Annotated in this window: 26 protein-coding genes and 1 tRNA gene; 13 read left to right on the top strand and 14 right to left on the bottom strand. The window is 54.6% G+C overall.

The genetic code is table 11. From position 1 onward, the window contains the following. The first annotated feature begins 21 nt into the window (after positions 1 to 21). The 8 genes from epsC (at position 22) to DBR37_RS15355 (ending at position 11,164) form a co-directional block, all read left to right on the top strand. Complete coding sequence (gene epsC, locus DBR37_RS15390; RefSeq protein ID WP_124575346.1) at positions 22 to 987, top strand: serine O-acetyltransferase EpsC; 966 nt, start codon at positions 22 to 24, stop codon at positions 985 to 987. 178 nt (positions 988 to 1,165) lie between these two features. Further along, positions 1,166 to 2,047, top strand: coding sequence for a TauD/TfdA family dioxygenase (locus DBR37_RS15385; protein ID WP_124575345.1), 882 nt, complete (start codon positions 1,166 to 1,168; stop codon positions 2,045 to 2,047). A gap of 45 nt (positions 2,048 to 2,092) precedes the next feature. Continuing rightward, on the top strand, positions 2,093 to 3,136 hold the full coding sequence (locus tag DBR37_RS15380) for an ABC transporter substrate-binding protein (RefSeq protein ID WP_233588399.1): 1,044 nt from the start codon (positions 2,093 to 2,095) through the stop codon (positions 3,134 to 3,136). 57 nt (positions 3,137 to 3,193) lie between these two features. Further along, entirely contained in the window at positions 3,194 to 4,066 is an 873-nt protein-coding gene (locus DBR37_RS15375; RefSeq protein WP_233588398.1) for an ABC transporter ATP-binding protein, read from the top strand. Beyond that, on the top strand, positions 4,063 to 4,935 hold the full coding sequence (locus tag DBR37_RS15370) for an ABC transporter permease (RefSeq protein ID WP_199739132.1): 873 nt from the start codon (positions 4,063 to 4,065) through the stop codon (positions 4,933 to 4,935). Before DBR37_RS15375 ends, DBR37_RS15370 begins: the two co-directional genes overlap by 4 nt. Before the next feature lie 322 nt (positions 4,936 to 5,257). Further along, complete coding sequence (locus tag DBR37_RS15365) at positions 5,258 to 6,010, top strand: PAS domain S-box protein (RefSeq protein WP_233588397.1); 753 nt, start codon at positions 5,258 to 5,260, stop codon at positions 6,008 to 6,010. A gap of 229 nt (positions 6,011 to 6,239) precedes the next feature. After that, positions 6,240 to 9,089: a lectin gene (locus DBR37_RS15360; protein WP_124575343.1), complete on the top strand. Its 2,850-nt coding sequence runs from the start codon at positions 6,240 to 6,242 to the stop codon at positions 9,087 to 9,089. 89 nt (positions 9,090 to 9,178) lie between these two features. Further along, positions 9,179 to 11,164 (top strand): secretion protein, encoded by a 1,986-nt coding sequence (locus DBR37_RS15355; RefSeq protein ID WP_124575342.1) that lies wholly within the window; start codon positions 9,179 to 9,181, stop codon positions 11,162 to 11,164. 129 nt (positions 11,165 to 11,293) lie between these two features. Here DBR37_RS15355 and DBR37_RS17175 read toward each other — a convergent pair whose 3' ends face one another. Continuing rightward, positions 11,294 to 11,461 (bottom strand): hypothetical protein, encoded by a 168-nt coding sequence (locus DBR37_RS17175; protein ID WP_158610261.1) that lies wholly within the window; start codon positions 11,459 to 11,461, stop codon positions 11,294 to 11,296. A 171-nt stretch (positions 11,462 to 11,632) separates the two neighbouring features. On the opposite strand from DBR37_RS17175, the gene DBR37_RS15350 reads away from it, so the two are divergent. Together DBR37_RS15350 and DBR37_RS15345 are read left to right on the top strand one after the other, a co-directional pair. Beyond that, positions 11,633 to 11,998 carry a PilZ domain-containing protein gene (locus DBR37_RS15350; protein ID WP_124575341.1) on the top strand — a complete coding sequence of 122 codons (366 nt, stop codon included), beginning with the start codon at positions 11,633 to 11,635 and terminating at the stop codon, positions 11,996 to 11,998. A gap of 121 nt (positions 11,999 to 12,119) precedes the next feature. Then, on the top strand, positions 12,120 to 12,398 hold the full coding sequence (locus DBR37_RS15345) for a hypothetical protein (RefSeq protein ID WP_124575340.1): 279 nt from the start codon (positions 12,120 to 12,122) through the stop codon (positions 12,396 to 12,398). A 192-nt stretch (positions 12,399 to 12,590) separates the two neighbouring features. On the opposite strand, the gene DBR37_RS15340 is transcribed toward DBR37_RS15345, so the two are convergent. The 10 genes from DBR37_RS15340 to DBR37_RS15295 all read right to left on the bottom strand — a co-directional run bounded on the left by DBR37_RS15340 (position 12,591) and on the right by DBR37_RS15295 (position 20,970). After that, positions 12,591 to 12,666, bottom strand: a tRNA-Lys gene (locus DBR37_RS15340). Positions 12,667 to 12,943: 277 nt separating this feature from the next. Continuing rightward, the gene (gene ybgF / locus DBR37_RS15335; protein ID WP_124575339.1) at positions 12,944 to 13,675 is read right to left on the bottom strand and encodes a tol-pal system protein YbgF; all 732 of its coding nucleotides are present in this window, start codon (positions 13,673 to 13,675) and stop codon (positions 12,944 to 12,946) included. Between the two features lie 13 nt (positions 13,676 to 13,688). Beyond that, positions 13,689 to 14,198, bottom strand: coding sequence for a peptidoglycan-associated lipoprotein Pal (gene pal / locus DBR37_RS15330; protein WP_124575338.1), 510 nt, complete (start codon positions 14,196 to 14,198; stop codon positions 13,689 to 13,691). 58 nt (positions 14,199 to 14,256) lie between these two features. Continuing rightward, positions 14,257 to 15,528, bottom strand: a complete 1,272-nt coding sequence (gene tolB, locus DBR37_RS15325) for a Tol-Pal system beta propeller repeat protein TolB (RefSeq protein WP_124575337.1) — start codon at positions 15,526 to 15,528, stop codon at positions 14,257 to 14,259. Between the two features lie 3 nt (positions 15,529 to 15,531). Continuing rightward, positions 15,532 to 16,410 (bottom strand): cell envelope integrity protein TolA, encoded by an 879-nt coding sequence (tolA, locus tag DBR37_RS15320; RefSeq protein ID WP_124575336.1) that lies wholly within the window; start codon positions 16,408 to 16,410, stop codon positions 15,532 to 15,534. A gap of 24 nt (positions 16,411 to 16,434) precedes the next feature. Continuing rightward, a complete protein-coding gene (locus tag DBR37_RS15315; protein ID WP_124575335.1) occupies positions 16,435 to 16,875 on the bottom strand; it encodes an ExbD/TolR family protein in 441 nt (146 codons plus the stop codon). Between the two features lie 11 nt (positions 16,876 to 16,886). Continuing rightward, on the bottom strand, positions 16,887 to 17,579 hold the full coding sequence (gene tolQ / locus DBR37_RS15310) for a protein TolQ (RefSeq protein WP_124575334.1): 693 nt from the start codon (positions 17,577 to 17,579) through the stop codon (positions 16,887 to 16,889). A 124-nt stretch (positions 17,580 to 17,703) separates the two neighbouring features. Continuing rightward, positions 17,704 to 18,138 carry a tol-pal system-associated acyl-CoA thioesterase gene (gene ybgC, locus DBR37_RS15305; RefSeq protein ID WP_124575333.1) on the bottom strand — a complete coding sequence of 145 codons (435 nt, stop codon included), beginning with the start codon at positions 18,136 to 18,138 and terminating at the stop codon, positions 17,704 to 17,706. 441 nt (positions 18,139 to 18,579) lie between these two features. After that, positions 18,580 to 19,326, bottom strand: a complete 747-nt coding sequence (locus DBR37_RS15300; protein ID WP_124575332.1) for an SDR family NAD(P)-dependent oxidoreductase — start codon at positions 19,324 to 19,326, stop codon at positions 18,580 to 18,582. A gap of 132 nt (positions 19,327 to 19,458) precedes the next feature. Further along, the gene (locus tag DBR37_RS15295; RefSeq protein ID WP_124575331.1) at positions 19,459 to 20,970 is read right to left on the bottom strand and encodes a leucyl aminopeptidase; all 1,512 of its coding nucleotides are present in this window, start codon (positions 20,968 to 20,970) and stop codon (positions 19,459 to 19,461) included. 39 nt (positions 20,971 to 21,009) lie between these two features. On the opposite strand from DBR37_RS15295, the gene lptF reads away from it, so the two are divergent. Genes lptF through DBR37_RS15280 form a run of 3 tightly spaced genes read left to right on the top strand, consistent with a single transcriptional unit; the run spans position 21,010 to position 23,656 of the window. Next, positions 21,010 to 22,140 (top strand): LPS export ABC transporter permease LptF, encoded by a 1,131-nt coding sequence (lptF, locus tag DBR37_RS15290; protein ID WP_124575330.1) that lies wholly within the window; start codon positions 21,010 to 21,012, stop codon positions 22,138 to 22,140. Continuing rightward, complete coding sequence (gene lptG, locus DBR37_RS15285; protein WP_124575329.1) at positions 22,137 to 23,285, top strand: LPS export ABC transporter permease LptG; 1,149 nt, start codon at positions 22,137 to 22,139, stop codon at positions 23,283 to 23,285. The genes lptF and lptG overlap by 4 nt, the downstream gene beginning before the upstream one ends. Then, entirely contained in the window at positions 23,285 to 23,656 is a 372-nt protein-coding gene (locus tag DBR37_RS15280) for a sirohydrochlorin chelatase (RefSeq protein ID WP_124575328.1), read from the top strand. Before lptG ends, DBR37_RS15280 begins: the two co-directional genes overlap by 1 nt. Before the next feature lie 5 nt (positions 23,657 to 23,661). On the opposite strand, the gene cobA is transcribed toward DBR37_RS15280, so the two are convergent. The 3 genes from cobA to cysD are packed head-to-tail and all read right to left on the bottom strand — an operon-like array spanning position 23,662 to position 26,702. Then, entirely contained in the window at positions 23,662 to 24,390 is a 729-nt protein-coding gene (gene cobA / locus DBR37_RS15275) for a uroporphyrinogen-III C-methyltransferase (protein WP_124575327.1), read from the bottom strand. 26 nt (positions 24,391 to 24,416) lie between these two features. After that, entirely contained in the window at positions 24,417 to 25,727 is a 1,311-nt protein-coding gene (locus DBR37_RS15270) for a sulfate adenylyltransferase subunit 1 (protein ID WP_124575424.1), read from the bottom strand. A gap of 39 nt (positions 25,728 to 25,766) precedes the next feature. After that, positions 25,767 to 26,702: a sulfate adenylyltransferase subunit CysD gene (gene cysD / locus DBR37_RS15265; RefSeq protein ID WP_124575326.1), complete on the bottom strand. Its 936-nt coding sequence runs from the start codon at positions 26,700 to 26,702 to the stop codon at positions 25,767 to 25,769. Positions 26,703 to 26,706 lie beyond the last annotated feature (4 nt).

Below are 26,706 nucleotides of genomic sequence, written 5' to 3'. Positions count from 1 at the left end.
CCACCTTACAGAGCGCTCTCCATGTCCAAATTACGTCCCTCATTAGAACTCGTCGTTCCCGTTCCCGTCGGTACCTGGGGACTGGACGGTGTCGTTAAATCCCTGCGCCAGTCACGTGAAGAAACACACAACATCCGTTATCGCGGCCAGATACGTGAGTTGCCGTCGCGCGAAGCATTGCAAAAAATCCTCGATGGCCTCTCGGCAGCCTTGTTTCCTACGCATTACGGACAGCCGGTGCTGACAGATGAAAGCATCGATTACTTTGTCGGCGATAAGCTCAATACTGCGCTGAATGACCTGGCCGAACAGGTACGACGCGGCTTGCTGTTTGTATCGCGACAGGGTGATGAAGACGACGCTCAGCCGGTGCTTAAAACAGGTAACGATGCAGCCGACCTCGATCGCGAAGCAATAGAAATCACCCGTAACTTTGCCAGCCAGTTGCGTCATATCCGTGACGTGCTGGTGACTGACTTGCAGGCGGCGTATCACGGTGATCCGGCGGCGCACAGCGTGTCGGAGATACTGGTGTGCTATCCCGGCATGACGGCGATTATTTACCATCGCTTTGCGCATGCCTTGCATAACCTCGGCGCACCTTTCCTGGCGCGCCTGATTTCACGCATCGCGCATTCCGGTACTGGTATTGATATACATCCGGGTGCGGAAATAGGCAGCAGCTTCTTCATTGATCACGGCACCGGTGTCGTGATCGGAGAAACTGCAGTAATCGGTAACCGGGTCCGGTTGTACCAGGCGGTCACCCTGGGCGCCAAACGTTTCCCGGCAGATGAAAGCGGCTCTTTAATCAAAGGCAATCCACGTCACCCTATTGTTGAAGATGATGTCGTCATCTATGCCGGTGCTACAGTGCTGGGACGCATCACGATAGGCAAGGGCACGACGATCGGTGGTGGCGTCTGGCTTACGCATAGCGTGCCGGCCGACAGCAATATCACGCAGGCCCAGAGCCGGAATGTCTAGGCAGCGCTGACAGGCAGGACCAGACGAATATTTTCAATGCGTCTGTAGCCGTTGCAGATTGAAGATGGAAAGACATCCATTAAAAATCGCATATGGTTACGCGGAATGATTCGTTTGCAGCAGCAGGCACGGCAGATAAACTTATTTTCATTATCTGCTAAGTATATGGTTTTTAATTATGTCTGCCGTTCCTGTTGCTGAAGCCAACGCATCCTTCAAGATCCAGTTATTTGATGCACCGCTGGGTGCTGAATTACTCGGGCTGGATCTGACGAGTCCTCTTAACGACGCTGATTTTTCACGTGTGCATCAGGCGCATCTGGATCATCACTTGCTGGTGTTTCGTGATCAAAAAATTACTCCTGCACAGCAAATAGCATTCAGCCGTCGTTTTGGCGAACTGCAGATTCATGTGCTGCATCAATTCCAGTTGCCGGGTCATCCGGAAATCCTGATCATCTCGAATATCAAGGAGAACGGCGAGCCTATCGGTCTCGGCGATGCCGGTCATTTCTGGCACTCGGATTTGTCGTATGTAGAAGTGCCCAGTTTAGGCTCGATGCTGCATGCGCAGGAATTGCCAGCAGAAGGCGGCGATACCTTGTTCGCGAACATGCATCTGGCGTGGGATACGCTGGATAGCCATCTGCGCAACAAGATCGCCAACCTGAAGGCAGAGCACAGCTATCTGGCGCAATATGCCGAGCTGCAGCGTCGCAACCCCTGGCGTCCGAATCTCACAGCTGAACAAATCGCCAAGGTCAAACCAGTGCTGCAACCTGTCGTGCGTACGCATCCGGAAACGGGGCGTAAAGCCTTGTTCGTCAGTGAGCATTTCACCACGCGTATCGCCGGCTTGCCGGAAGACGAAAGCCGCGACCTGCTGCAGCAATTATTTGACCACAGCGTCAAACCTGAACACGTCTATCGCCATCGCTGGCAACCGCATGACCTGATCTTCTGGGATAACCGTTCGCTGATGCATCTGGCAGCGGGTTGTCCGGAAAATCTGCGTCGCAAGTTGTATCGCACCACGATAGAAGGCGATGTGCCGTTCTGAATCCTGTTTCCATCTTCATCATTCATTCAATATTGCGGAGTTCTCATGTCTCATTTGAATCGCACGTATCGTGCTCCACGTCGTCGCTGGGTCGGCGCTGCATTTGGTGTTATCGCCGTTGCTACAGCTTTGTTGTCAGCCTTGCCTGCACGTGCAGAAGGCAAGATCAGCATCGCGCAGCAGTTTGGTATCGGCTACCTCATCCTCGATGTGGTGCGTGATCGCCAATTGATCGAAAAATACGGCAAGCAACAAGGTATAGATATCCAGGTCGACTGGGCCAGCATCTCGGGTGCAACGGCGATGAATGAAGCCTTGCTGGCTGGTGCACTGGATGTGGTGTCGGCAGGTGTACCGCCTATGCTGACGATGTGGGATCGCACCCGTGGCAAGCAAAACGTGAAAGCGGTCGCTGCACTCGGTTCCTTGCCTAACTATCTGTTGTCGAACAATCCCGCCGTGAAAACACTGAAGGATTTGAGCGACAAGGATCGCATCGCGGTTCCTGCGGCAGGTGTCGGCTTCCAGTCGCGTACCTTGCAAATCGAAACAGCACGTCAGTTTGGTAAAGACAATTTCAAGAAATTCGACAATATCTCTGTCAGCCTGCCGCATCCGGATGCGACCGCAGCACTGATCGCCGGTGGTTCGGAAATCAATACGCATTTCTCCAGCGCGCCTTTCTACTACCAGGCACTGGCAGCGAACAGCAATGTGCATAAGGTCATCAGCTCCTACGACATCCTCGGCGGCCCTGCGACTTTCAACGTGCTGTACACCACGCAGAAATTCCATGATGAAAATCCGAAAACCTACAAGGCTTTCTACAGCGCACTGGTGGAAGCTGCACAACTGATCAAGGCGGATAAAGCGAAAGCGGCAGATACCTTCATCCGCATCCAGAAATCCAAGCTGTCGCCAGAACTGGTACGCAAGATCGTGGAAGATCCGGAAAACGATTTCACCGTGTCGCCACACCGTACCTTCGTCTATGCCGATGAGTTGCACAAACTGGGCGTGATTAAAAACAAGGCGGCATCGTGGAAAGATTACTTCTTTGAAGAAGCTTACGCGCAACCGGGTAGCTGATCGTCATGACTGCACGTTTTCTGTTGAACATCGCTGGTGCATTGCCAAGGAGCTCTCATGAATAGTACGGCTATCCTACGGGGTACTTCGGGCTTCATACCTGAAGCACCTGCGCTGCGCGAGAGCGGAAAGCGTGATGCTGACATCCTGCTCGGCTCGGCTCCGTTGCTGCAGGTGGATGACGTCAGCCTCGAATACCGTACTCCGGAGCGCGTGGTACGTGCCACGCATCGGGTCAGTTTCGATGTTCATCAGGCAGATCGCTTCGTCTTGCTGGGGCCATCCGGTTGCGGCAAATCTACGTTGCTGAAAGCAGTCGCTGGTTTTATTCCGCCTGTAGGCGGTGAAATCCGCCTGGACGGCAAGGCCGTCACCGCACCGGGACCGGATCGCATTGTCGTATTTCAGGAGTTTGACCAATTGTCACCGTGGAAAACGGTCAGGCAAAACGTCATGTTCCCCTTGCTCGCCTCGCGTACGCTGGGTCGCAAGGAAGCGGAAGAGCGCGCCTTGCATTATCTCGCCAAGGTTGGTCTGAGCAAATTTGCCGATGTCCATCCGCATCAACTCTCCGGTGGTATGAAGCAGCGCGTGGCGATTGCGCGCGCGCTGGCGATGCAGCCGCGCGTATTGCTGATGGATGAACCATTCGCAGCACTTGATGCATTGACGCGTCGCAAGATGCAGGAAGAATTGCTGCAGCTGTGGGATGAAGTGCGTTTTACCTTGCTGTTCGTCACACATTCGATAGAAGAAGCACTGGTCGTCGGCAATCGCATCGCCTTGCTGTCACCGCATCCGGGTCGTATGCGGGCCGAGATCAACAGCCATGAATTCTCGTTGGCGAGTGCCGGCAGTACAGAATTCCAGAACACGGCACAACGCATACATCACATGTTGTTTGAAGAAGAAGCGGGCGTGCCATCATGAGTAGTACCTTATACCCACCAGTGCGGCCGGAGTATGAGCGCAAACTGGAACCTTTTACCGAATTGCCGGTAGAGCGTGCATTGCCGTGGACGGCACGACTATGGGCGCAAGGCTGGCTGCGCAAGAGTGTGATTCTGGTCGTGCTGGCGCTGATCTGGGAACTGGCGGCGCGCTGGCAAAACAATGAGTTGCTGTTGCCGACCTTTATGGCGACGGCGCAAGCCCTGGTCGAAGGGATCAGCAGCGGCGAATTGATAGAGAAGGTAGCGATCTCTTTATCGGTATTGTTGCAGGGGTATGCGATAGGGGTACTGGCCGCGTTCATTCTGACCACGCTGGCGGTATCGACGCAGTTGGGGCGCGATTTGCTGGATACGCTGACATCCATGCTCAACCCTTTGCCGGCGATCGCCTTGCTGCCTTTGGCCTTGCTGTGGTTTGGCATAGGCCGCGGCAGCCTGGTGTTTGTACTGGTGCATTCGGTACTGTGGCCGCTGGCCCTGAATACGTATGCCGGCTTCCGGGGTGTGCCGGAAACCTTGCGTATGGCGGGACGTAACTATGGTTTGCGTGGCATTCCGTATGTCTTGCAAATACTGGTGCCGGCAGCTTTACCGGCTATTTTGTCGGGACTGAAGATAGGCTGGGCGTTTGCCTGGCGTACCCTGATTGCGGCCGAGCTGGTATTTGGCGCATCGTCGGGTAAGGGCGGGCTGGGCTGGTACATCTTCCAGAACCGCAATGAGCTATATACCGATAAGGTGTTTGCAGGGCTGGCGACTGTCATCCTGATCGGCTTGCTGGTCGAGAACATCGTGTTCCGCACGCTGGAAAAAGCGACAGTGCAACGCTGGGGTATGCAGCGTTAACATCGCTTGTACTTTGGTGCATTACAAATAAGAACCGCCTTTCGGCGGTTTTTTATTTGCTGCGGATTGTTTGGTGAAAGTCTTTATCTCTGAATAACTGTAAGGCGCGTAGTTCGATAAGCAGTGCGCTTGTTTATCGCGAATCGTGTTTACGCGTGTTTTTGCCGGTTGAATTGTGTCTTTTAGGTTTGAGGGCGTTAAATCGCGCAGACATCTTGAATACAAGCTGCAAGCGTTCCCGTGTTTCCGTAGAATACTTAGCGCAGTACAGGATAGACCGATGCATGCTTAGCCAACTAAAGTTTCAAACTGATTACCTGATATGACGAACGACGCTGGGCAGAAATTGTTGAATGAGCATGAGATGCAAACGGAAGTAAAAAGCAGTCCACCCAAAAGTGATTACGGCGATTTAATGCTGGATGCGATTTGTGCAGTAGATGCAGACAGTAAATGCCTGTCGGTGAAAGGTGCGTGCGAGCGCATTTTTGGTTATACGCCGGAGGAGATGGTCGGCAAATACATGCTGGACCTGGTTCATCCCGAGGACAGGAACCGCACCGAGCAATCCATTGATCGCGTCATGGGTGGTTACCTGCAGCGTTACTTTGAAAATCGCTATATCCGCAAGGATGGCAGCGTCGTCTACATCAGCTGGTCCGCTTCCTGGTCCGAGGAACATCAGGTCAGGATAGGTGTGGCGCGCGATATCACTGACCGTAAATTCGACCACGGTGAAATAGTCGCACCGCAACTCATACCTGAATACACCAAGTACTGGCAATTATCCGCTTCGCCGCGCCGTCTGATTTCGCCGAACGGCGTCAGTATCGCGCTCTCCGAACAGGATCACATCGTCTTGCTGGCCCTGATGAGTGGCGGCGAGTGTGTGACGCGTAAAAGTATCGTTAGTGCGCTGGGTGAGGATTACATCGAGTATGACCAGCGTCGCCTGGATACCCAGATGAATCGGCTGCGCCGCAAGGTCGAGGATGCATCCGGTCACGCGCTGCCGGTCAGTACTTTGCGCGCTATCGGTTACCGCTTCCACGAACAAAGCAAAATCTGTCCTTGATCTAAGCGCTACCCTGCAGCCGTCGCGGACGGCTCGCTCCTGTCATGTCGCCGTCATAAAACTGCATCTGCCACCAGGTTTGCGTGACCCGGAATGGTGCAGTTCGCGCTCGTTTCTGTGCAGCGCAGAAAGAAGTCGCGTTTTGCTCAGGATTGCTTAGAGTTGCTCATGAAGTTTCTAGGTGGAAATGTCTACACTCTTGCCATTCTTGGTGAACAGGGTAGTAAACATGAACTCTTCCGCAACTGCAGCGCGCTTTTCGGTTTCTCGCATCCTCAAAAAAACGTTCACTCTTGCCAGTTTTTTGCTGGTTGGCAGCCTGGCGATCCAGCAATCGGCACATGCCAGTGACGCTCCTAACATCAAACCAGCACTGAAAAAAATGCTGGGCGGCCTGGCGCTGGACGTCAAGGATGACCTGCAAAAAATGGTCAGTGACCTTAAAAAGACCAGCTGTGGTGGTGGCCTGAGTGGTTGCTACTCCACCAGCAAGGGTAAGGTTCAGCTGTATTTTTTCACTAGCAATAGTGCGCAACAAACTTTCATCATCGTGGTCGATAAGCAGATATCGATGCCTAAGCTGTTTGGCAACAAGGTGCAGAATGTGATGGGTCAAACTTCATTACGCTCGCTGATGATTTCGATTTCTACTGCTGAATTCGATCTGACCACAGCGCGCATGCCTCCCGACTTGAAGAAAGTCGTCGACGAAAGCTATTTTGGTGTGAGCTCGCTGAATTTCGCGGCTGGTGCACAAATGGCAGCGCGCGCGAACCTGGGCGGGCCGATCAAGCTGACGATGGAATCGCTGGGCGTGCGTGCTGATCAGTTGACCATGCGTGCGGCGATCGTGATGCCTATCCCTATGGATATTTCCAGCGGCGCAGGTACCGGTATTGACGTTGCCAGTGAGATGGCGGATGGCGCGACCATGAAGCAAGCCGGCGCCAAGGCGGCCATGCCGGAAGCCTTCGTCGAGTTCCAGTTTGCACCGAACTCCCGACTGCCTATGATGCTGCCGCCGGTTACGTTGACGGATGCAACCTTCTTCATCAACAACAGCCTGACTTTCGGTTACAAGGGTAACGCCCAGTTCCAGGGTGTAGGCGACAAGAAAATCCTGCTGCAATTCCAGACACCATTGACACCGGAAGGCGTGATGGACTTCCTGGACTTCAATTTCCGCATGGCGACCCCGGCTTCGTTCACGATGGAAGACGCTGCGCGTGTCATCGTTGCGATGGCCTCGCCTGATCCGCGCCTGGCCAAATACGGCGGCGGTTTCGTCCGCGGCATTGGTTCGTTCAAGGAGCCATTGCTGGCAATGGCTAAACCTTTGGCCATGTTCAAGATGAAGAATCCGAACCCACCGCCTGCATACAAATTCGGCGATGCGACCAAGCCGTGGCCGGATGACGATAAGTACTTCAACATCATCGTACTGGGTCCATTGGCGGACGGCGGTCCTTATTACGCCTCGGGTGGCCAGGTAGCGGCTTTTGGTCAGACCCTGGGCTGGACCGATGTGTCAGCAGGCGTTAATGGTTATTACAACGGTGCGGGCGCAGATGTATCGCTGCGACTCGGGCCTTTGGGCAAAGTACCGTTCCGTCTGTCACAGGAAACCCGGATCGACATGAAACGCCAGGACATGGCCTTCAAAGGCAATCTGGCCGGGCAAAAAATCGCGATCGTGATGGGTCCGACCAAGATGAGCATCGAAGTCAATGCCAGCTGTATCAATCCGTTTGAAATCAAAACATCACTTGAGATCAAACCGACTACCGACCTGGCACAGATTTTTGATGCAGAAGGCGGCGTCAACGTCGATCCGTCGAAAATCACTGGTTGTATCGGCAAGGAACTGGAAGCCGCCTATCGCAAGATCGCCGGCGAGTATAAGAACCTGAGCGGTTACACGGCTGATATGGCCAATGCGGAATTGAAGAAAATCTCCGATGCCGCTCTGATCGCGACCAAGGCCGCTGAAGATGCAGCGAAGAAGGCTGCAGCAGAATCGCAGAAAGCAGCCGAAGACGCTGCCAAGGCTTCGCAAAAGGCAGCGGAAGATGCAGCCAAGGCTGCCCAGAAAGCAGCCGATGACGCACGTAAGCAATACGAGCAAACCAAGAATGCAGCCCGCGACGTTGCAAACAAGGCGACCAATGCTGCGAGTAATGCATTCCGTGACGCAGGTAATGCCTTTAAGCGCCTCGGCAAGAAAAAGAAACATAAGAAAGGCCCGGATCCGAAATTTGCTGCTTCCGTATTTGATTGGGACTACTACTACGATAAGAATCCGGATGTCGTGAATGCCAAAGTTGATCTGAAAGAACACTGGATGAACAACGGCTTTAACGAAGGCCGTCAGGGCAGCCCGGAATTCAGCGCCACTTACTACTGGAACCGTTACCTCGACGTGCAGGCTGCATGCCCGACACCGAGCAACAAATTGCAGTGTGCATTGCAGAACTGGCTGGATGAAGGCATTGCACTGGGTCGCCAGGGTAGTGCAGATGTCAGCATGCAGAGTTACCTGAATCGTTATTCAGATTTGCAAAAAGCATTTGGCGTAGACAATTATGACGATGCGCTTGACCATTGGATGAATTACGGTGAAGACGAAAATCGCAACGCCGGTCCTGATTCTGCTTATGCCGGTCCGGTTGCAGGTCCACGCCGTGCAGGTGGTGGTGGCGGTGGTCAGTGGAGCGATGCCGCACAATGCCGCAATACACATGTAATTGGATTCAAGACCAGTTCCGGCAAGCGCCTCGATGGCGTGCAATTCCTGTATGCGAATGGTCAGTGGGGTGGTGTGCATGGCAAATTGAAGAATACGCAGACCGTGATGCTGGCAGCTGGTGAATACATTACACGTGTTGACTACCGCAGCGGTGGCAGCATGGATGCCGTAACCTTTATCAGTAACCAGGGCAGAACCTTCGGCAGATATGGTGGTAGTGGTGGTGGGGCGAACTCCTACTCCGTTACACCCGGACAAAAACTTGGTTGTATGGCCGGACGTTCCGGATCAGAGGTGGATCAACTCATCTTCTCTTCTACCGGGCCGCGCTAAGACCTGATATGAATGGCCTCGGAACTCCGGGGCCATTCGTCGTTTACAACTCGTCAATTATTTTGTTTTTCCAGGCTGTTTGATTGCATATGAAAAAAATCCATCACAAATCAGGCTTGCGCAAAATCTGCGCAGCCGTCGCGCTGGCACTCACGGTAATGCCAGCCCTTGCCGCTACCGCACCAGCAAAATCTTTCGTCGATATGGTGCGCGAATTACCATTGGTTCCGGCAGGCATGCAGGACACCGAGGTATTGGCCAAGGTCACTGCCACTGTTGATGCGATCAAGCAGATGGAGCTGGGCAAGGCTAATCAGACCATTAATGAAGCCTTGCAGCTGGACCCGCGCAACTCCTATCTGCACTTCCTGAATGGCTTTGTCTATCACTTGCAAGCGCGGCAGGGCGATACGCAAAAAGGCGAGATGGCGCTGGAAGGCTACCAGCAAGCATTGCGCATCGATCCCAGCAACTGGATCGCGCAGGAATTCCTTGGTCTCACCTATATGGACCTCAAGCAGTTCGACCGGGCCAGGCTGGCTTTCTCCGATGTCTTGCTGATGACGCCTGAGAGCTCTGTTTCCATTTACGGTTTGATGGTGGCGTCTTACCTGACTGGCGATGCGAAGACCGCTTGTGCGATGGCGGACCAGTTCCAGAAAACCTCGACAGAAAGCAATCGCGTGTTTTTGCGTTCCAGTATCTCGGTCTACGCATCATGCGGCAACTTTGCCCAGGCGGAGCAGATGCGCGACGCTTTGAGCAAGATAGATGGCGGTAGTCTGGAGGCGGAACGTGCGGACAGACGTTTATCGCAATGGAAGGCTTTTTACCTCAAGCAGGAACAAACGACGGCGGCTGCCAAGGGCCAGCCTGCCGACGGTATGATTAAAGCGGCCTGGACGCAAGGCGCTGCGGGCGAACCGCCGCAGCAATTGGCACAGGCATTCAACGTACCGGCGCGACCTGCGCCGCGTCCTCCAAGTGCAGATCAGACAGATGCAAATCCGGCAGGACCTGCAACATCTGGCGCGTCATCCACCGGTGACGGCACACCTGTTGACGCTCCAGCAAATGCTGCCGCTGTGAGTGGCGGCAGTGGCGGCCCGCGCATGTTGTTGATCGACGTGGTGCTCTTGTCCACGCAAGAGTTGATTACGACCTCCAAAGGCGTCAACCTGCTGAGTACGCTGACGCTGCAACTGGGTTCGTCTACTAACAATGCACCTGCGTATTCACGTGTCATCACTTCGAGTAGCACCAACGGCGCAGCGCCCAACGTCAGCACCGCCATCACGCGCGCAGTGAGCATACCGGCACTGACTTATTCGCTGAATATCGCGAATGCAAACAGCTCGGTCAATGAAGTACTGGCGCGTCCTACTTTGGCTGCAATCGAAGGTCTGCCATCGGAATTCTTCTCAGGCACCAATCTGAGCGCGGGTGTGGTTTCGACCAGTTTCAATGGCGGCACCACCATCGTGCCACTGGATAAGCGCTTTGGTATCAAGCTGGCGATTACGCCAGTGTTCCTGCAACAGGGACGGGTGCAAATGAAGGTTGAAGCGCAACGCACTGCGCTGAATGCAAGTTCAGACAATCCGCGCGTGGCCTACCAGATTGAAATCGGCGAGATTACTGCGAATGCGAATGTCGTGATGAATATGGGCGATACCCTGATCCTGAGTGGTTTGAGCGAGAAGTCGAGCTCGAATACACGCGATGGTGTACCTGGACTGCAGGATGTCCCAGGTTTGCAGTATCTGTTCTCGAACAAGAAGACCAATGATTTAATGCGTTCGGCACTCATCCTGGTCACACCAAGATCACCGGTACAAGTCTCGGAGTCGCCCCAAGAGGCAGGTGATTCGATGGCGAGCCGGATGAAGGCTTTACGTGACAGGTTTGGCTTCGCCAATAGAAGTGCAAGCAATATCGACGCAGTCATGAATCAACTGCAAACGAATGATTACTTCCGTGAATTCCGCCAGGGAGATGTATCGATAGAGCGCTGGGATCGCATGCGTACTACCGGTGACCGCTTGCGTGAGGCTTTGGGCTTCCTCTATTACTGAGGCGTGGCGTTGCTGCCGGGGAAAATTGCAGATTAATACATAGATGGGCTGAGCCAGCTTGCTGCTGGTTCTTTCAGGCTACAGGTAAGGCACGCCCGTGCCTTACAACTGAGCTTGGCTGCACCTTGTTTAAGGATTCACGTACAAGGAAATTGCCGTAACGCCAATTACGAATATCGTAACGATGATTCTCCACTTGGTATTCATATCTTCTCCACAGGCATCATGGCGTGCCTCTTCGCCTTCAATAATTGAACCCGCAGTATACATGAGCTCAGATGCCAGGCGGATTTTCATCTTATGCGCTCTGAATCTGGGGCCTGATGTCCGCCTATGGCATGCACGATTTTCGTCATATGGATATCGTAAAACATTCGTTGGTTTTTTCTTTGTAATTCGTAAGATGAGACATCCGGCACACGTCATCAGATGCACTGCCGCACGTTGTTCAATACCGAAAGGACAAAAATGGCGACGCATGATCTGGCCTTACTCCCGCGCATAGCACCATCCGCAGACCGCAAAATATTCCGCCGCCGCGCCATCCTCAACCTGGGCCGGGATCACTACTCACACGCAAGAACGATAGACATTTCACCGCATGACATGAGCATCATGGTGGAGTCGCCTTTATCGGTAGGGCATACCGCCAGCCTCGCTTTCAACATCACCGTCGATCAGCGTACGCTGCCGCTGGAGTTCAAGGGCAGGGTCAGTTACTGCGTGCTGGTTGGTACGGAAGGATTCAGGATAGGGTTTGAGCTGGCGACTGCACGTGGCGATGAGTCGCATAAACAGCGCATCGCGCAGATTATGCAGACTTTGCCTTGCTGACGCGGCGGCCTGCTACATGGATTGATACGGGAGCGGATGTTTGCTTATACTTAGATGTCTTCGCAAGGCGTCAGCTATCTAGGCAGTCGCGCTGATATCACCCACACCACATGGAGCAGGCATGAAATCAACGGAAACAAAATCACTATCTCATTACGAAACCTATAAAGGCTGGAGTGTCGCGGTACAGGTATCCGCACATATGTCGCGTATCGATACCAAGCGGGAAGATAACGCCTACATTCCACGCATCATCGTGACCGAGCACATCGGTACCGACTTCAAGGACAAGGAAGTTCCGGATGGTCATTCCTATCCGACGCAGGAAGCCTGCATAGCGCAAGGCATACTGACGGCGCGTGAATATATCGATAGAAAAACGGAGAAGCTCGCAGCGTAATTGCTGTCGCTATTGATCCGATATAAAAATCGCAAATAGTCGGCTGTTGTAGCCGTCACGGTACTCGGATGATTATTTGCGAAACAGATCGACAGCTGTAAAGCTGCATGGAGGACATGAAGAGGTGTTCATGTTTTCAGATTCCAGAAACACGAAAGGGTCTAGATTTTCATCTAGACCCTTGTGAATTCGTGGTAGGCCGTGCGGGATTCGAACCTGCGACCAACGGATTAAAAGTCCGCTGCTCTACCAGCTGAGCTAACGACCCGAAAGAAAGCTATTATAGGAACGTTTATTACCCCTGTCAATCACATCTCTGCTTTTTATCTAAGGTTTTTTCTATCCCGTGATTTGGCGCGGGCATGGCCTGCACTTTTCCTCTGTATTTCCCTCAGTCTGTAGTCACATGATGCCTGTCTTGCACTGGTAGTGCGGGGCTTACTGCGGGCAAAAAAAATCGCCCGACTGGCGGGCGAGGGGGCAAGCGTTAAAACATATTTACTGGCGACTATAAGTAGATAGGCCGCTGTTTATATGTGTGCTGATTATTTAAAGTTTGCCAGGCGTTCTTTTGCTGTTTGTGCAGCCGGAGCATTCGGGAATTTTGCGACCAGCGATTCCAAGGTTTTCTTGGCTGCCGGACGGTCTTTCAATTCCACTTGCGAGCTGGCGATGTTGAGCAAGGCGTCAGCAGCTTTAGGATTCTCCGGATATTTTTTCAACAGTGCCTGCTGCGCAGTGATCGCATTCTTGTAGTCACGCTGCGCGTAGTAAGCATTGCCTATCCAGTACTGGGCCGAAGGTGCGTAGGCAGATTCAGGATAGCGCTGGATGAAGTCTGCAAACGAAGTGCCTGACTTTTTGTAGTCGCCAGCCTTGAATAAGGCGAGGGCGTTGTCGTAAGCGCTTTGTTCCGACTGGCCGACCATCGCATCCTTGCCGTCAACAGCAACGACTTGTGGCTCCAGCTTGCGCAGACGATTATCGAGATCGACGTAGAAGTCTTTTTGTCTTTGCTGCAGGTTTTGCACTTCATTCGACAAGACTTCGATCTGACCATTGAGGCGGGAGATTTCCTGCTTCAATGCGTCGTTCTGGTTGGAGAGCGTCAGCACGGCGGATGTTTCTGCTTTGCTTTGCTGGACGGCATCGACTTTGGCACGCAAGTCGATGATCGCTTTGCGTGCCTCATCGTCGCCGAACAGCGCGGCATGCGCTGACAGCGACGCACAAGAAAATGCGGCCATCAAGGCCGCAATAAGAGTCTTTTTAATCATTGGCTAGCAAAGATTAATAAACGATGTCGGCACGGCGGTTTTCTGCCCATGCTGCTTCGTCGCTACCCAGTGCTTTTGGTTTTTCTTTGCCCAGGGAGACGGCTTCCATTTGCGATTCAGGTACACCTAACAGGGACAGGGATTTACGTACTGCTTCTGCACGTTTTTGACCGAGTGCCAGGTTGTATTCTGCACCGCCGCGATCATCGGTATTACCCTGGATGATGATTTTGCGACCTTGATTGCTCTTCAGGTATTTGGCGTGGTTTTCAACGACTTGCTGGAACTCTGGCTTGACGACGTAGCTGTCGTAGTCGAAGTAGACGCTGCGTTTAGCCAATACACCTTGTGGGTCGTTCAATGGATCGCTGGATGCATTGACGGTACCAACCGAGCGTGGATCAACTGCGGAGCTGGAGCCAGTACGATCTTCTACTGGTGCTTTGTCGTCCAGTTTGGTCGACGAGCAGGCTGCCATCAGCAGAGCACTTGATAAGATAAAAACGGATGTTAAGGCGCGCATGTTATTCCCCTGTTTGTGTAAGTTAAGCGTTGGGTGTTAAAAATCGATATGGTGTGCATTATTTCATAAACGGGCCCCATGTGGGCTCACGTATATCGCCTGCCTGTGTGGTCAGACGCTGTTTTACCTGACCGTCAACCGAAACCACTGCCAGCGTACCGCGACGGCCGGATTCGGTTGCATACATCAAATATTTGCTGTTCGGCGAAAAACTCGGTGATTCGTCTTTGACGGTATCAGACAGGCGTTGTTCCTGACCATTGCTCAAATCCAGCAGAAATAGTTGGAATTTGCCTTCGCGGCGCGAAATATAGGCCAAATATTTGCCATCCGGCGAAATGCGCGGGCTGATGTTGTAGCTGCCGCTGAAGGTGACACGGCGTGCTTCGCCGCCATTCGCGCTCATTTTGTAGATTTGCGGGCCGCCGCTGCGGTCGCTGGTGAAGAAGATGCTTTGGCCGTCGGCCGAGAATTGCGGCTCGGTGTCGATGCCGTTCGAATTGCTCAGGCGGCGCAGGCCGGTGCCGTCAGCGTTGACGATAAAGACCTGGGTCAGACCGTCACGTGACAATGCGACTGCCAGGCGATTGCCGTCCGGTGCCCACGATGGTGCAGAGTTGCTGCCCTTGAAGTTGGCGGCGACGGTACGTTTGCGGCTCACCAGATCCTGGATGTAGACGACCGGTTTTTTGTTTTCAAATGAAACATAGGCAACTTTGGTGCCGTCCGGCGACCATGAAGGCGAGATGATAGGTTCGTTCGAGCGCAATGCTACCTGCGTGCCTTCACCGTCGGAGTCGGCGATTTCGAGGCGGAATTCCTTGGCCGATTTGGTGACGTAGGCGATGCGGGTGGCGAAAGCACCTTTGATACCGGTCAGCTTTTCATAGACGTCGTCGGCTACCTTGTGGGCCGAAACGCGCAGGAATTGCGGTTGCGAGGCCAGGGCCAGTGACGACAGTTGCATGCCTTTGACGGTATCGAACAAGCGGTAGCGCACTTCAAAGCGACCATCTGCCAGGCGCGACACACTGCCAACCACGATAGCGTCTGCACCGCGTGATTTCCAGTCGGCAAGGTTGAGTTGCGAGTTTTCGGTCAGGACGCCGCCGGTATCGATGATTTTGAAGAAGCCGCTGCGTTGCAGGTCAGCCTTGATGATGGCGCTGATTTGCTGTGGAGCAAGGGTTTCGTCGCCGAAGGCGGCAATGGCGACCGGGATCTGGTTGGCGCCGACGCCTGCAATTTCCACTCGTAATTGCGCATGGGCGAGGGTGGTAATGAAGAGGGCAATTACCGCGAATGAGCGTAAGAAAGTAGTCTTTATCATGGCTTACTGATCTTTCGGTTTGTGAACGACGATAAAGCGGCTCGGAACTGTGCCGGATTTATCGGGTGGAAAGGGTTGCGAACGTTCGATCGCGCGTTTGACGGCTTCATCGAAACCGCCTACGCCGGATGACTTGCGCAGGCGTGGTTCACCACGCAGCGAGCCGTCAGGCAGCAGTTCGACATCGAATTCGGCAGCAGGATTCCCGCTTAAGTTGTCCGGGACGATAAAAGTCGTGTTTTGGCGGATCTTGGCACGGATTTTATCGGCATAGCCACTATCTGCACGGCCGCTGCCTTGCGATTTGGCGGCTTCGCCGGTACCGCCGCTGCCGACTGCACCAGTCAGGCGGCGCATTTCATCAGCGCGTATCTTGTCGCGTACGGCAGCGTCGGCTGCTTCCTGTTTGCGTTTTTTCTCAAGATCCGCTTTTTGCTGTTGCTCTGCGGCTTTTTTGTCGGCTGCCTGTTTCTCCAGCTTTTGCTGTTTGTCCTGCTCAGCCTGTTGTTTGAGCTTTTTCTCTTTTTCTTCCTGCGCCAGTTTGTCCTTGCGCTCCTGCTCCTTGCGTTTCTTTTCGCGTTCCAGTGCGATGTCTACTTTTGGCGCAGGCGGCTCTATCGGTTCCGCTTTAGGCGTTTCCTTGATGATAGGTTGTGGCTCTGGTTTGGGTTGTGGCGTCGGTTCCGGTTCGGGCGGCAGTGGTGCTGCTTCCTTCGCCTGCATGTCCCAGATTTCGGCTTGCACGGCGACCGGAGTTTCGCTCTGCCAGTCTATCCCTATCCAGAAAAATACCAGCAAGGCGGCATGCACCGCGGCCGCCAGCGTGATGGCGCGCCAGCGACCTGGTTCTCTCGGTACGGTGTACGGGGTGGTGTCTGTCATAAAACTGCGGTCATAAAACTAGCTTCATTTGGTAGCTAGCCCAACTCGCTCTATCCCAAGTTTTTTGGCTTCCGAGATGGCTTGTATCACCTCGTCGTATTTGATGTTCTTGTCGGCCGAAATCATGACTGGCAATTCCGGACGGTCAGCGTGTATGGCCTGCAGCTTTTGCGCCAGCGCAGCGCGATTGGCCGCGGTTTCGGTTGGTGCCTTGCCGCTTTTGCTGCCGGCGATGGTCAGCGTGGCCGAGGTATCCGGACGCAAGTCTATGCGTATGTATTCGGTCGGCGGCAGCGTCGATTTGGCAGCATTCGGCAGATTGATGACGCCGGGATTGGTGAGCGGCGCGGCCACCATGAAGATCACCAGCAGGACCAGCATGACGTCGATGTACGGTACGACGTTGATTTCGGATTTGAACTTGCGGGTACGACCGCCGCGCATGCTACCGGATGAGAATGACATCGCTGGCGTCCTTATCGCGTCTGGCGTTGCAGGATATTCGAGAATTCTTCAACGAAGCTCTCGAAACGTATCGCCAGGCGATCGATATCGTGCGAGTAACGGTTGTAAGCAACCACTGCAGGGATCGCGGCGAACAGGCCGATCGCGGTTGCGATCAGTGCTTCGGCAATACCTGGCGCGACGGCGGCGAGGGTAGCTTGCTGTACGTTGGCCAGGCCACGGAAGGCGTTCATGATGCCCCATACAGTACCGAACAAACCGACGTATGGCGAAACCGAACCGACCGATGCCAGGAAGGCGAGGTGGGATTCGAGTGCGTCCATTTCACGCTGGTAAGCAGCACGCATCGCGCGACGTGCGCCGTCGAGGCGGGCATTGATGTGGAAGGCGTCGTTCGAACCTTTGGCCTTGTTGAACTCACTCATGCCGGCTTCAAAGATGCGCTCCAGTGCACCGGTTGAACCATTGTTTTTGCGACGGTTGGACGTGGCTTCGAGGTAGAGGGTATTGAGGTCGCCACCGGACCAGAAGGCGCGTTCGAATTCCTCGGTTTGCAAACGCGCGTTTTTGATCGCGAACATTTTGCGGAAGATATAGGTCCAGCTCATGACGGACACGGCCAGCAAAAGCGCCATGACGAGCTGTACAAGAACCGAAGCGTTGGTGATGAGATGGACGAAGGAAAGGTCTTGGGTGACGGTCATGGGAGTGTGATTTAGTCGAATTTGGTCAATTGTATGCGTATCTTGCTTGAGGCGGTGCGGTTTTGCCCTGCATTTGCCTTATGTATTTATGTCTGGAGCGCCTTGCGGGCAGATGTTTTGCCGCTTAATCTGGCGCGCGTAATTCCAGGGTTTTGATGCTATCCATTACCTGGCTGGGAATCTGGCTGGGTCTGAAGTTCTGTGTATCGACGCAACCGACTTTGATGCGTCCGGTTGCCAGCAACTCCCGCTGCTCGCCATTGATACGCCATGCTTCCTGTATGAACTGCACCGAAGCGCGGCCCATCCTTTCGACTACGACTGTCAATTTCAGTTCATTATCGAGTTTGGCTGGCGCGTGATAATCAACGGCGGTGCTTTTGACGACAAACATGACGCCATGCGTTTCGGTCATCAGTTGCTGGTTGATGCCTGCGCTGCGCAGCCATTCGGTGCGGGCGCGCTCAAAGAATTTCAGGTAGTTGGCGTAGAAGACGACGCCGCCGGCATCGGTATCTTCATAGTAGACGCGTACGGTCCACGTAAAATTTGACAACATCTTGGATTTACCCTGGCTGGACAGTGCTGCAGCATTGTCCTGTAGTGTGCTGATGAAAATTAGAACTCATTTCACAAATATCCGTGAGTGCGAACGCGGCTATTTGGGAGGTAGTGCAAGGCGTGTCGCGCCGCCAAGGGTGGTTCCCTTGGCAAGCGGCGCAACGCAGCAATACGCCCAAATAGCCCGTTCCCTTCGGGTTCTTACCAAAAGCGGCGCTGGCCGCGTTGCGCTCCTTGCGCATAGCCCCGCTATGCGACGCGTCGCACGCCTTGCCAGCACCGCTTTTGGTAAGAACGCATCTCACAGATATTTGTGAAATGAGTTCTATGAATTATCGATGATATTTAATCAGCATGACAAGCTTGTTACCTGAATTTACAGTTTTGGCTGCAGATAGTGCCTGCTTGCAGCCAAAATCCGGTGCTTTTAAGTACGGCTTCAGGTGTTGCGCTTGATGAATAGCGGTCCGAAACCCTGGCAAGTCGGCATCAATTCGATGTGGTTGATGTTGACGTGGGCGGGCAGGGTGGCGATCCAGTATGCGGTTTCGGCTATATCGGCCGGGCTGAGTGGTACCGTACCTTCATATACCTTGGCCGCAGCCGCATCATCCTTCAGCCTGACATTCGAGAACTCGGTGCCGCCAGCGAGGCCCGGTGCAATGTTGGACGCACGGACGCCGGTACCAACCAGGTCAGCACGCAGGTTGCGGGTGAATTGGTCGACGAAGGCTTTGGTAGCGCCATACACGTTGGCACCCGGATAGGCATAAGCGCCAGCGCTGGAGCTGATGTTGATGATGGTGCCGCGATTGCGCTTGAGCATTTCCGGCAGCAGCAGGCGGGTGACGGTGACCAGGCCCTTGCAGTTGGTCTCTATCATGGTTTCCCATTGTTCCAGCGAGGCGGATTGCGCGGGTGCCACGCCAAGCGCGAGGCCGGCGTTATTGATCAGGACGTCGATTTCCTGCCATTCCGGTGGCAGGCTGGTCAGTGCAGAAGCAATGGATTCCTTGTCGGTGACGTCCATGGGAACGGTCAGCACCGACGCGCCGATTTCTGCGGCGAGTTCGTCCAGTCTATCCTGGCGACGCCCGGTAGCGATTACTTTGTGACCATGTTGTGCAAATTTGCGTGCCATTTCAGCGCCGAAGCCTGAAGTTGCACCTGTGACCAGAACGATCATGGGATTTCCTTTATGGAAAGAGTGCGTGCTTATGATGAGATAAGCAGTAGTACCGGATGTTAAAACGGGATGCTGAATAAAGCGGCGCATCCGGCCTTACGACCAGATGCGCCTATTTTGCCGTGGACGACCTTATTTGCCGGCTTGCGCGCGGTTAATCAGGAAGGTGGTCAGCAAGGGCACCGGACGTCCGGTCGAACCCTTCGCTGCGCCGCTCTTCCAGGCGGTACCGGCGATATCCAGATGGGCCCAGGTGTATTTCTTGGTGTAGCGCTCGAGGAAGCAGGCTGCGGTGACTGAGCCAGCCGCCGGGCCGCCGATATTTGCCATGTCGGCAAAATTCGACTTCAGTTGTTCCTGATAGCTGTCTTCGATAGGCAAGCGCCATGCGGTGTCGCCTGCCACTTTACCGGCCTTGAGCAATTCATCGGCCAGCGCGTCATGCGCGTCGTCATTACGGGTAAACAAGCCGGAGTTGTGATGACCGAGCGCGACGATACAGGCACCGGTCAGGGTTGCCACGTCGACCACGGCGGCTGGTTTGAAGCGTTCGACATAGGTCAGTGCATCGCACAGTACCAGGCGGCCTTCGGCATCCGTGTTCAGGATTTCGATAGTCTGGCCGGACATGGAGGTGACGATGTCGCCCGGTTTGGTGGCGCTGCCGGATGGCATGTTTTCGCAGGTCGGGATGACGACGATGACGTTGAGCTTGAGCTTGAGTTCAGCAATCGCACGCATGGTGCCGAGCACGGAAGCCGCGCCGCCCATGTCGTATTTCATTTCATCCATCGCCGCACCCGGTTTCAGCGAGATGCCGCCGGAGTCAAAGGTGATGCCTTTGCCGACCAGCACGACAGGCGCGTCCTTGGCTTTGCCGCCGTTGTGCTTGAGGACGATGAATTTAGGTGGCTCGACGCTGCCATTGGTGACGGACAGGAAGCTACCCATTTTCAGTGCCTGCAATTGCTTGCGATCCAGCACTTCGACTTCCAGCTTGAATTCTTTCGCCATTTTCTTGGCGGTATTGGCCAGGTAGGTCGGGGTGCAGACATTGGCCGGGAAGTTGCCGAGATCCTTGGTCAGGTCGATGCCGTTGGCCACGGCAACTGCCTGGGTGACGGCTTCTTTGGCGCTGCTGACTGCTGCCGACGGTACAGCAAAGGCGATTTTCCTGACGCCGCTGGGAGCCGGGTCTTTTTTGCTTTTCAGGCTGTCGAAGCGGTAAGCCGCTTCACGCGCGCTCAGGATGGCGCTGCGGATCGCCCATGCGCTGTCGCGGCCTGCGACGGCGTCAAACGGCAGGGCTACAACGGCTTCGTTGCTGCCGAGGGTAGTAAATACACGCACTACGGCCTGGGCCGCAGCATTGAAATCCTTTTCGCTGACCGCATCCTGTTTGCCGAGGCCGACCAGCAATACGCGTTCGGCAGCGCCGTCGCTCAGGCCGCGCAGGAGCAGGCTGGAGCCGGCCTTGCCGGTGATGTCGCCGGACTTTAGTGCAGCACTGATTTCGCCCTTGCGATCCAGTGCCTGTGCCGCCGATGACAGTTTCTTATCTTCAAATACGGCAACTGCGATACAGCCCGTCTTGATACCGCCGATAGTGCTTTTTGCGTCCAATGGTTTTATGCTAAAGTCCATGCGTTACTCTCCTTGTCGATTCACGATTATAGCCTCCCAATGATTTTTCAGCGCGCGCTCCGACGCGATTTGCTAAGTACCGCTGGCGCCGTCTTCACTACCCTTTTTACGATCACGATCACGGTCACCTTGATTCGTATTCTGGGGCAGGCTGCGGGTGGCAAGATCGCGTCCGCCGATGTGGTCGCGCTGCTCGGTTTTTCCGCACTCAATTACCTCCCTATCCTGTTGAACCTGACCGGTTTTGTCGCCGTGTTGCTGGTGGTGACGCGCAGTTACCAGGACTCCGAGATGGTGGTCTGGTTCGCGTCCGGCCTCAGCCTGGCCAAATGGATACGGCCGGTATTGATGTTTGGCCTGCCTATCGTCACCGTGACAGCCATCCTGAGCTTTTTCCTGACGCCGTGGTCGAACCAGCAAAGCGCTGTTTATAAAGAGCGTTATGCGAATCGCGAAGATATTGCCCGTGTTTCGCCCGGCAAATTCCAGGAATCTTCATCTTCCGACCGTGTGTTCTTTGTTGAAGGCGTGTCCGGCGATTCGACCAAGGTTAAAAATATTTTCGTCAGCAGCATGCGCAACGGCAAGACCAGCGTAGTGGTGGCGAAAGAGGGCACGGTAGAAATCGATCCGGCCGGCGACAAATTCCTCGTCATGCATCAGGGACGTCGCTACGACGGTGTGCCTACCCAATCTGATTTTGAATTGATGGAGTTCGACCGCTACGGCGTGCTGGTCGCTACGCAATCGAAAGCGCTGGTCGGCGATACCTCGGCGCGCTCGACTTCGACCCGCGAACTCCTGAGCAAGCGGAATAATTTCAACGACGGCGAATTGTTGTGGCGGATATCGTTGCCTTTGATGGGCATCCTGCTGATGTTGCTGGCGATTCCGCTGGGCTTCGTCAATCCGCGTGGCGGCCGTTCGGCCAACCTGCTGATCGCGCTGTTCCTGTTTGTGTTTTATAGCAATATGCTGAGCTACGCGCAGGCAACCGTCGTACAAAATCGTTCGACCTTGCTGCTGGCGTGGTGGCCGGTGCATCTGGTGGCGCTGATCGTGCTCGCAGTTTTCTTTGCGTGGCGCCTGAAAGTGAATAGCCGTTATCACCCATTGGTGGCATGGTCTGCGCTCAAGCGCACCTGTCTGGGACGGAAGGCGGCCGCATGAAGATCCTGCAAAAATACTTTTCACTGGAAATCGGTCGCTCCGTCCTGTTCGTACTGATCGCCTTCCTCGCCTTGTTCGCCTTCTTCGATATGGTCGGCGAGCTGAAATCGGTCGGCCACGGTGGCTATAAGATCCAGCATGCTTTCCTGTATGTGGTGATGGAAATGCCGGGCTATGTGTATGAGCTGATGCCGATTGCGGCTCTGATCGGCACTATCTGGGCGTTGTCGCAATTCGCTGCGCGTTCGGAATTCACCATCATGCGCGCATCCAGCATGTCCACCGCAATGGTGGGCATGATCCTGTTCAAAATCGGTGTGGTGTTTGCACTGATTACTTTTGTGTTCGGTGAATTCGTGGTGCCGATCACGTCGAATATGGCGGAGAAGATACGCGTTACCAGCCAGGGTGGTGCCCTGGCTCAGGAATTCCGTTCCGGTCTGTGGACCAAGGATGTGATCCGTACCAATGGACAGGAAGGTGAAGTTATCGGTTCGCGCTTCGTCAACGTGCGTGCACTAAAGTCCGACGGCAAGCTGGAGAACCTGAAGATTTATGAGTTCAATCGCAATTTCCATCTGACTGCTTTGATTACGGCGACCTCTGCGGATTACGTCGGTGGCAATACCTGGACTTTGCATGACGGTACCGAAGCTGCTTTCGGCGAAACCAAATTACAAGGGGCGATTACCGCAACGGATATCACCACCGCAATTTCGACCAGCAAGTTCAGCAGCAAGGAACTGGTGTCTGAAATGACGCCGGAAATCCTGTCAGTCGGATTTACCGATCCGGCCACGATGTCGGCGATCGCGCTGGTGAATTACACGCAATATCTGTCGGAAAACAATCGTGACACCGTACGCTACGAAATCGCGCTGTGGAAGAAGGTTGTTTATCCATTCGCCGTCTTCGTCATGATGGCGCTGGCTTTGCCGTTTGCTTATCTGCATTTCCGTTCCGGCGGCGTCAGCCTGAAGATCTTTACCGGCATCATGATAGGCGTCAGCTTCCAGCTGATTAACAGCCTGTTCTCGCATCTGGGTTTGCTCAATACCTGGCCACCGTTCGCGACTGCCATCCTGCCTAGTCTGCTCTTCCTGACAGTCGCAGTGGGTGCCTTGCTGTGGGTGGAGCGTCACTGATGAAGAAGCCTGCGCTGATCCTGTTTGCCCACGGTGCACGCGATCCGCGCTGGGCCGAGCCGTTCCAGCGCTTGCAGGCGCTGGTGCAGGCGCAATCGCCGGAGTCGGTGGTGAAGCTGGCATTCCTGGAATTGATGACACCACGTTTGCCTGAACTGACGACTGAGTTGGTGCAGGCCGGCGTGACCGATGTGACGGTGGTCCCGGTCTTCCTCGGGCAGGGCGGTCATGTGCGGGCGGATTTGCCGCGCATCGTTGATGAACTGAAACTGCAGCATCCTGCAGTCAGTTTCAGGATCGTTGAAGCAGTCGGGGAAAATGAGCAGGTACTGAAGGCGATGGCCAGTTATTGCGTGGCCACGCTCAATTGATTTAATTAGTCTGCGTTGTCACGGGCAGCCAGTGCTGCACCTATCATCACCAGCACCGGTCCCTGCGTATCCTGCAGACCGCGTTCCAGTTCGCGCAAGTTCATGCGCACTATCTTTTGATTCGCCAGACTGCAGTTTTCCACGATGACGACAGGCAGCTCGGGGGAGCGACCTTGCTCCAGGAGTTTTTGTGCGGTGACTACGGCTTCACGGCCGCCCATGTACTGGATCAGTGTGTCGCAATCCGGCAGCGTGAGCTGATCCGGCTGGTTCGGTGCAGTAGCTGAAGTAAAGAAGGCGATGCTGCGGGCAATGCCGCGTTTGGTCAGCGGGAGCTGTGTAGCCGCGGCGGCAGCGAAGGCAGTAGTGACGCCGGGTACGATTTCGATTTCGATGCCGTGCGCTTCGAGCGCATGCAGTTCTTCATCGGCGCGTCCGAATAACATCGGATCGCCACCTTTCAGGCGTACCACCAGTTTGTATCTGGCCGCGCAATCGACCAGCAATTGATTGATTGCGAGTTGCGCAGTAGAACGCTGGCCGCTGCGTTTGCCGACAGAGATTTTCTCCGCCTGCGGGCACAGCGCCAGCATTTCAGGTGTAACCAGTGCATCGTGCAGCACGACATCGGCTTGCGCCAGGATACGCGCACCGCGTACGGTAATCAGATCGACGGCACCTGGCCCGGCACCGATCAGATAGACTTTGCCGTACGCTTTTTTCGTTTCAGTCATGCTGCTGTGTTTCTGGCTAGCGCCTCTTAAGCCAGACGGATCATGCCGGCGGCCACGGTTTGATGCGTGACTTCGTCGATCAGGATGAAGGAGCCGGTGGAACGGATCTCATCGTAGGCATCTGCCGCCAGTGGTTGCGCGACATTCAGGGTGACGCGTGCGATGCCGTTGAGTTTGACTTCATCAGCAGGGCGTTTTTCCTGGGTGTTGATGTCGAGCAGGGTATCGATCTTGGTCACGCGTGCAGCGACCTGACGTGTGGTGTGCTTGAGCCAGTATTTGCGACGGGTATCCAGCGGTTCTTCCGACAGCCAGCACAGGTCTGCATTCACGGTCTTCAGCAATTCAGCCGGACGTTCGGCAGCCGACAACATATCGCCGCGCGAAATGTCCACGTACTCTTCCAGCAGCAGGGTGATCGATTGACCGACCACTGCCTGCTCCAACGAGCCATCCAGAGTCTGGATATCTTTTACGGTGGCAGTCTGGCCGCCAGGCTGGATTACCAGCTTGGCGCCCTTGCTGACTTTACCTGCTTCGATACGACCCATGTAACCGCGGAAGTCATCGGCTTCGTGGCCGTTATGACGCGCGACCAGTTGTACCGGGAAGCGGAATGGTTCGTCGTGCGATTCGTCGTAGACACTGAGCGATTCCAGCAATTCGATCAGGGTAGGACCCTGATACCACGGCATATTGCCGCCGCTGGCCACCACGTTGTCGCCGGTGAGGGCGGACAGCGGGATAGGGCGGATATCTTTCAGGCCCAGTGTTTTTGCGAATTCAGCGTAAGCAGCCACGATACGGTCGTAGACAACCTGGTCGTAGTTGACCAGATCCATTTTGTTGACAGCTACGATCACGTGTTCGATTTGCAGCAAGTGCGCAATGGTCGAATGACGTTTGGTCTGGATCAGCAATTCCACGCTGCCGTCGTCGCCCAGCTTGACCTTGGAGACGTCGATCAGAATGATGACGGCATCTGCAGTCGAGGCACCGGTCACCATGTTGCGGGTGTATTGCTCGTGGCCCGGAGTGTCGGCGATGATGAATTTGCGTTTAGGGGTAGCGAAGTAGCGATACGCTACGTCGATGGTGATGCCTTGTTCGCGTTCTGCTTCCAGGCCATCGGTCAGCAGGGACAAGTCGATGGTGTCGCCGACGGTACGCTTGTGCTTGGCGCGCGACATCGCATCCAGCTGATCGGCGAAAATGCCTTTGCTGTCGAACAGCAGGCGACCGATCAGTGTGCTTTTGCCGTCGTCGACGGAACCGGCTGTAATGAAACGCAGCAGGCCGCGTTCAGCCGATGGGGTGCCTGCATTTTTGCCGGACATTTGATCTGCAACTACAGCCGCATTTAACTGAACACTCATTTAGAAATATCCTTCTTTTTTACGTTTTTCCATCGATGCTTCGGACGTCTGATCGTCCATGCGGGTCGCGCCGCGCTCGGTGATTTGGGTGACAGCTGTTTCTGCAATGATCGCTTCGACGCTATCAGCATCCGACGAGACCGGGCAGGTGCAGGAGATGTCGCCGACGGTACGGAAACGTACGGTCTGGGTCTCAACAGTTTCGCCTTCCTTGGCCGGGGTCAATGGTGTCAGCGGTACCAGCAAGCCATTGCGCGGGATCACTTCACGCTGATGTGCGAAGTAGATCGACGGCAGTTCGAGTTTTTCGCGGGCGATGTATTGCCAGACGTCGAGTTCGGTCCAGTTCGAGATCGGGAACACGCGCATGTTTTCGCCCGGATGGACGCGGGTGTTGTACAGGTCCCAGAGTTCAGGACGTTGTGCTTTTGGATTCCATTGGCCGAATTCATCGCGGAAGGAAAAGATACGTTCCTTGGCGCGTGCTTTTTCTTCATCGCGACGGGCACCACCGATACAGGCGTCGAATTTGTGTTCGGCGATGGTTTCCAGCAAGGTCACAGCCTGTGCCGCATTGCGCGAATCGGTCAAAGGATTACGCAGGCGTACGGTGCCGCGTTTGATCGAATCTTCCACCGAGCCGACGATCAGGCGTTCGCCGAGTTCAGCCGCGCGCTTGTCGCGGAAGGAGATCACTTCGTCAAAGTTGTGACCGGTATCGATGTGTACCAGCGGGAACGGGAATTTGCCAGGACGGAACGCTTTTTCCGCCAGGCGCAACATCACGACCGAGTCCTTGCCGCCGGAAAACAGCAATGCCGGATTGGCGCATTCAGCTGCCACTTCACGCATGATGTGGATGGCTTCCGATTCGAGCCAGTCCAGATGCTTGTTGCTGGCGCTATCGAGGAATAATTTGTCGACTACTGTGTTCATAGGA

It is taken from the genome of Herminiimonas sp. KBW02 (assembly GCF_003852535.1).
Taxonomy (GTDB): Bacteria; Pseudomonadota; Gammaproteobacteria; order Burkholderiales; family Burkholderiaceae_D; genus Oxalicibacterium.
The sequence above is the reverse complement of the archived record's forward strand: the minus strand, read 5'-3'. Positions and strand labels throughout refer to the sequence as shown.

What these genes read in the sequence shown, in the direction of transcription:
- epsC (WP_124575346.1), top strand. Translation starts at nt 22, where the DNA reads ATGTCCAAATTACGTCCCTCATTAGAACTCGTCGTTCCCGTTCCCGTC.
- DBR37_RS15385 (WP_124575345.1), top strand. Translation starts at nt 1,166, where the DNA reads ATGTCTGCCGTTCCTGTTGCTGAAGCCAACGCATCCTTCAAGATCCAG.
- DBR37_RS15380 (WP_233588399.1), top strand. Translation starts at nt 2,093, where the DNA reads ATGTCTCATTTGAATCGCACGTATCGTGCTCCACGTCGTCGCTGGGTC.
- DBR37_RS15375 (WP_233588398.1), top strand. Translation starts at nt 3,194, where the DNA reads ATGAATAGTACGGCTATCCTACGGGGTACTTCGGGCTTCATACCTGAA.
- DBR37_RS15370 (WP_199739132.1), top strand. Translation starts at nt 4,063, where the DNA reads ATGAGTAGTACCTTATACCCACCAGTGCGGCCGGAGTATGAGCGCAAA.
- DBR37_RS15365 (WP_233588397.1), top strand. Translation starts at nt 5,258, where the DNA reads ATGACGAACGACGCTGGGCAGAAATTGTTGAATGAGCATGAGATGCAA.
- DBR37_RS15360 (WP_124575343.1), top strand. Translation starts at nt 6,240, where the DNA reads ATGAACTCTTCCGCAACTGCAGCGCGCTTTTCGGTTTCTCGCATCCTC.
- DBR37_RS15355 (WP_124575342.1), top strand. Translation starts at nt 9,179, where the DNA reads ATGAAAAAAATCCATCACAAATCAGGCTTGCGCAAAATCTGCGCAGCC.
- DBR37_RS17175 (WP_158610261.1), bottom strand. Translation starts at nt 11,461, where the DNA reads ATGAAAATCCGCCTGGCATCTGAGCTCATGTATACTGCGGGTTCAATT.
- DBR37_RS15350 (WP_124575341.1), top strand. Translation starts at nt 11,633, where the DNA reads ATGGCGACGCATGATCTGGCCTTACTCCCGCGCATAGCACCATCCGCA.
- DBR37_RS15345 (WP_124575340.1), top strand. Translation starts at nt 12,120, where the DNA reads ATGAAATCAACGGAAACAAAATCACTATCTCATTACGAAACCTATAAA.
- ybgF (WP_124575339.1), bottom strand. Translation starts at nt 13,675, where the DNA reads ATGATTAAAAAGACTCTTATTGCGGCCTTGATGGCCGCATTTTCTTGT.
- pal (WP_124575338.1), bottom strand. Translation starts at nt 14,198, where the DNA reads ATGCGCGCCTTAACATCCGTTTTTATCTTATCAAGTGCTCTGCTGATG.
- tolB (WP_124575337.1), bottom strand. Translation starts at nt 15,528, where the DNA reads ATGATAAAGACTACTTTCTTACGCTCATTCGCGGTAATTGCCCTCTTC.
- tolA (WP_124575336.1), bottom strand. Translation starts at nt 16,410, where the DNA reads ATGACAGACACCACCCCGTACACCGTACCGAGAGAACCAGGTCGCTGG.
- DBR37_RS15315 (WP_124575335.1), bottom strand. Translation starts at nt 16,875, where the DNA reads ATGTCATTCTCATCCGGTAGCATGCGCGGCGGTCGTACCCGCAAGTTC.
- tolQ (WP_124575334.1), bottom strand. Translation starts at nt 17,579, where the DNA reads ATGACCGTCACCCAAGACCTTTCCTTCGTCCATCTCATCACCAACGCT.
- ybgC (WP_124575333.1), bottom strand. Translation starts at nt 18,138, where the DNA reads ATGTTGTCAAATTTTACGTGGACCGTACGCGTCTACTATGAAGATACC.
- DBR37_RS15300 (WP_124575332.1), bottom strand. Translation starts at nt 19,326, where the DNA reads ATGATCGTTCTGGTCACAGGTGCAACTTCAGGCTTCGGCGCTGAAATG.
- DBR37_RS15295 (WP_124575331.1), bottom strand. Translation starts at nt 20,970, where the DNA reads ATGGACTTTAGCATAAAACCATTGGACGCAAAAAGCACTATCGGCGGT.
- lptF (WP_124575330.1), top strand. Translation starts at nt 21,010, where the DNA reads ATGATTTTTCAGCGCGCGCTCCGACGCGATTTGCTAAGTACCGCTGGC.
- lptG (WP_124575329.1), top strand. Translation starts at nt 22,137, where the DNA reads ATGAAGATCCTGCAAAAATACTTTTCACTGGAAATCGGTCGCTCCGTC.
- DBR37_RS15280 (WP_124575328.1), top strand. Translation starts at nt 23,285, where the DNA reads ATGAAGAAGCCTGCGCTGATCCTGTTTGCCCACGGTGCACGCGATCCG.
- cobA (WP_124575327.1), bottom strand. Translation starts at nt 24,390, where the DNA reads ATGACTGAAACGAAAAAAGCGTACGGCAAAGTCTATCTGATCGGTGCC.
- DBR37_RS15270 (WP_124575424.1), bottom strand. Translation starts at nt 25,727, where the DNA reads ATGTCCGGCAAAAATGCAGGCACCCCATCGGCTGAACGCGGCCTGCTG.
- cysD (WP_124575326.1), bottom strand. Translation starts at nt 26,702, where the DNA reads ATGAACACAGTAGTCGACAAATTATTCCTCGATAGCGCCAGCAACAAG.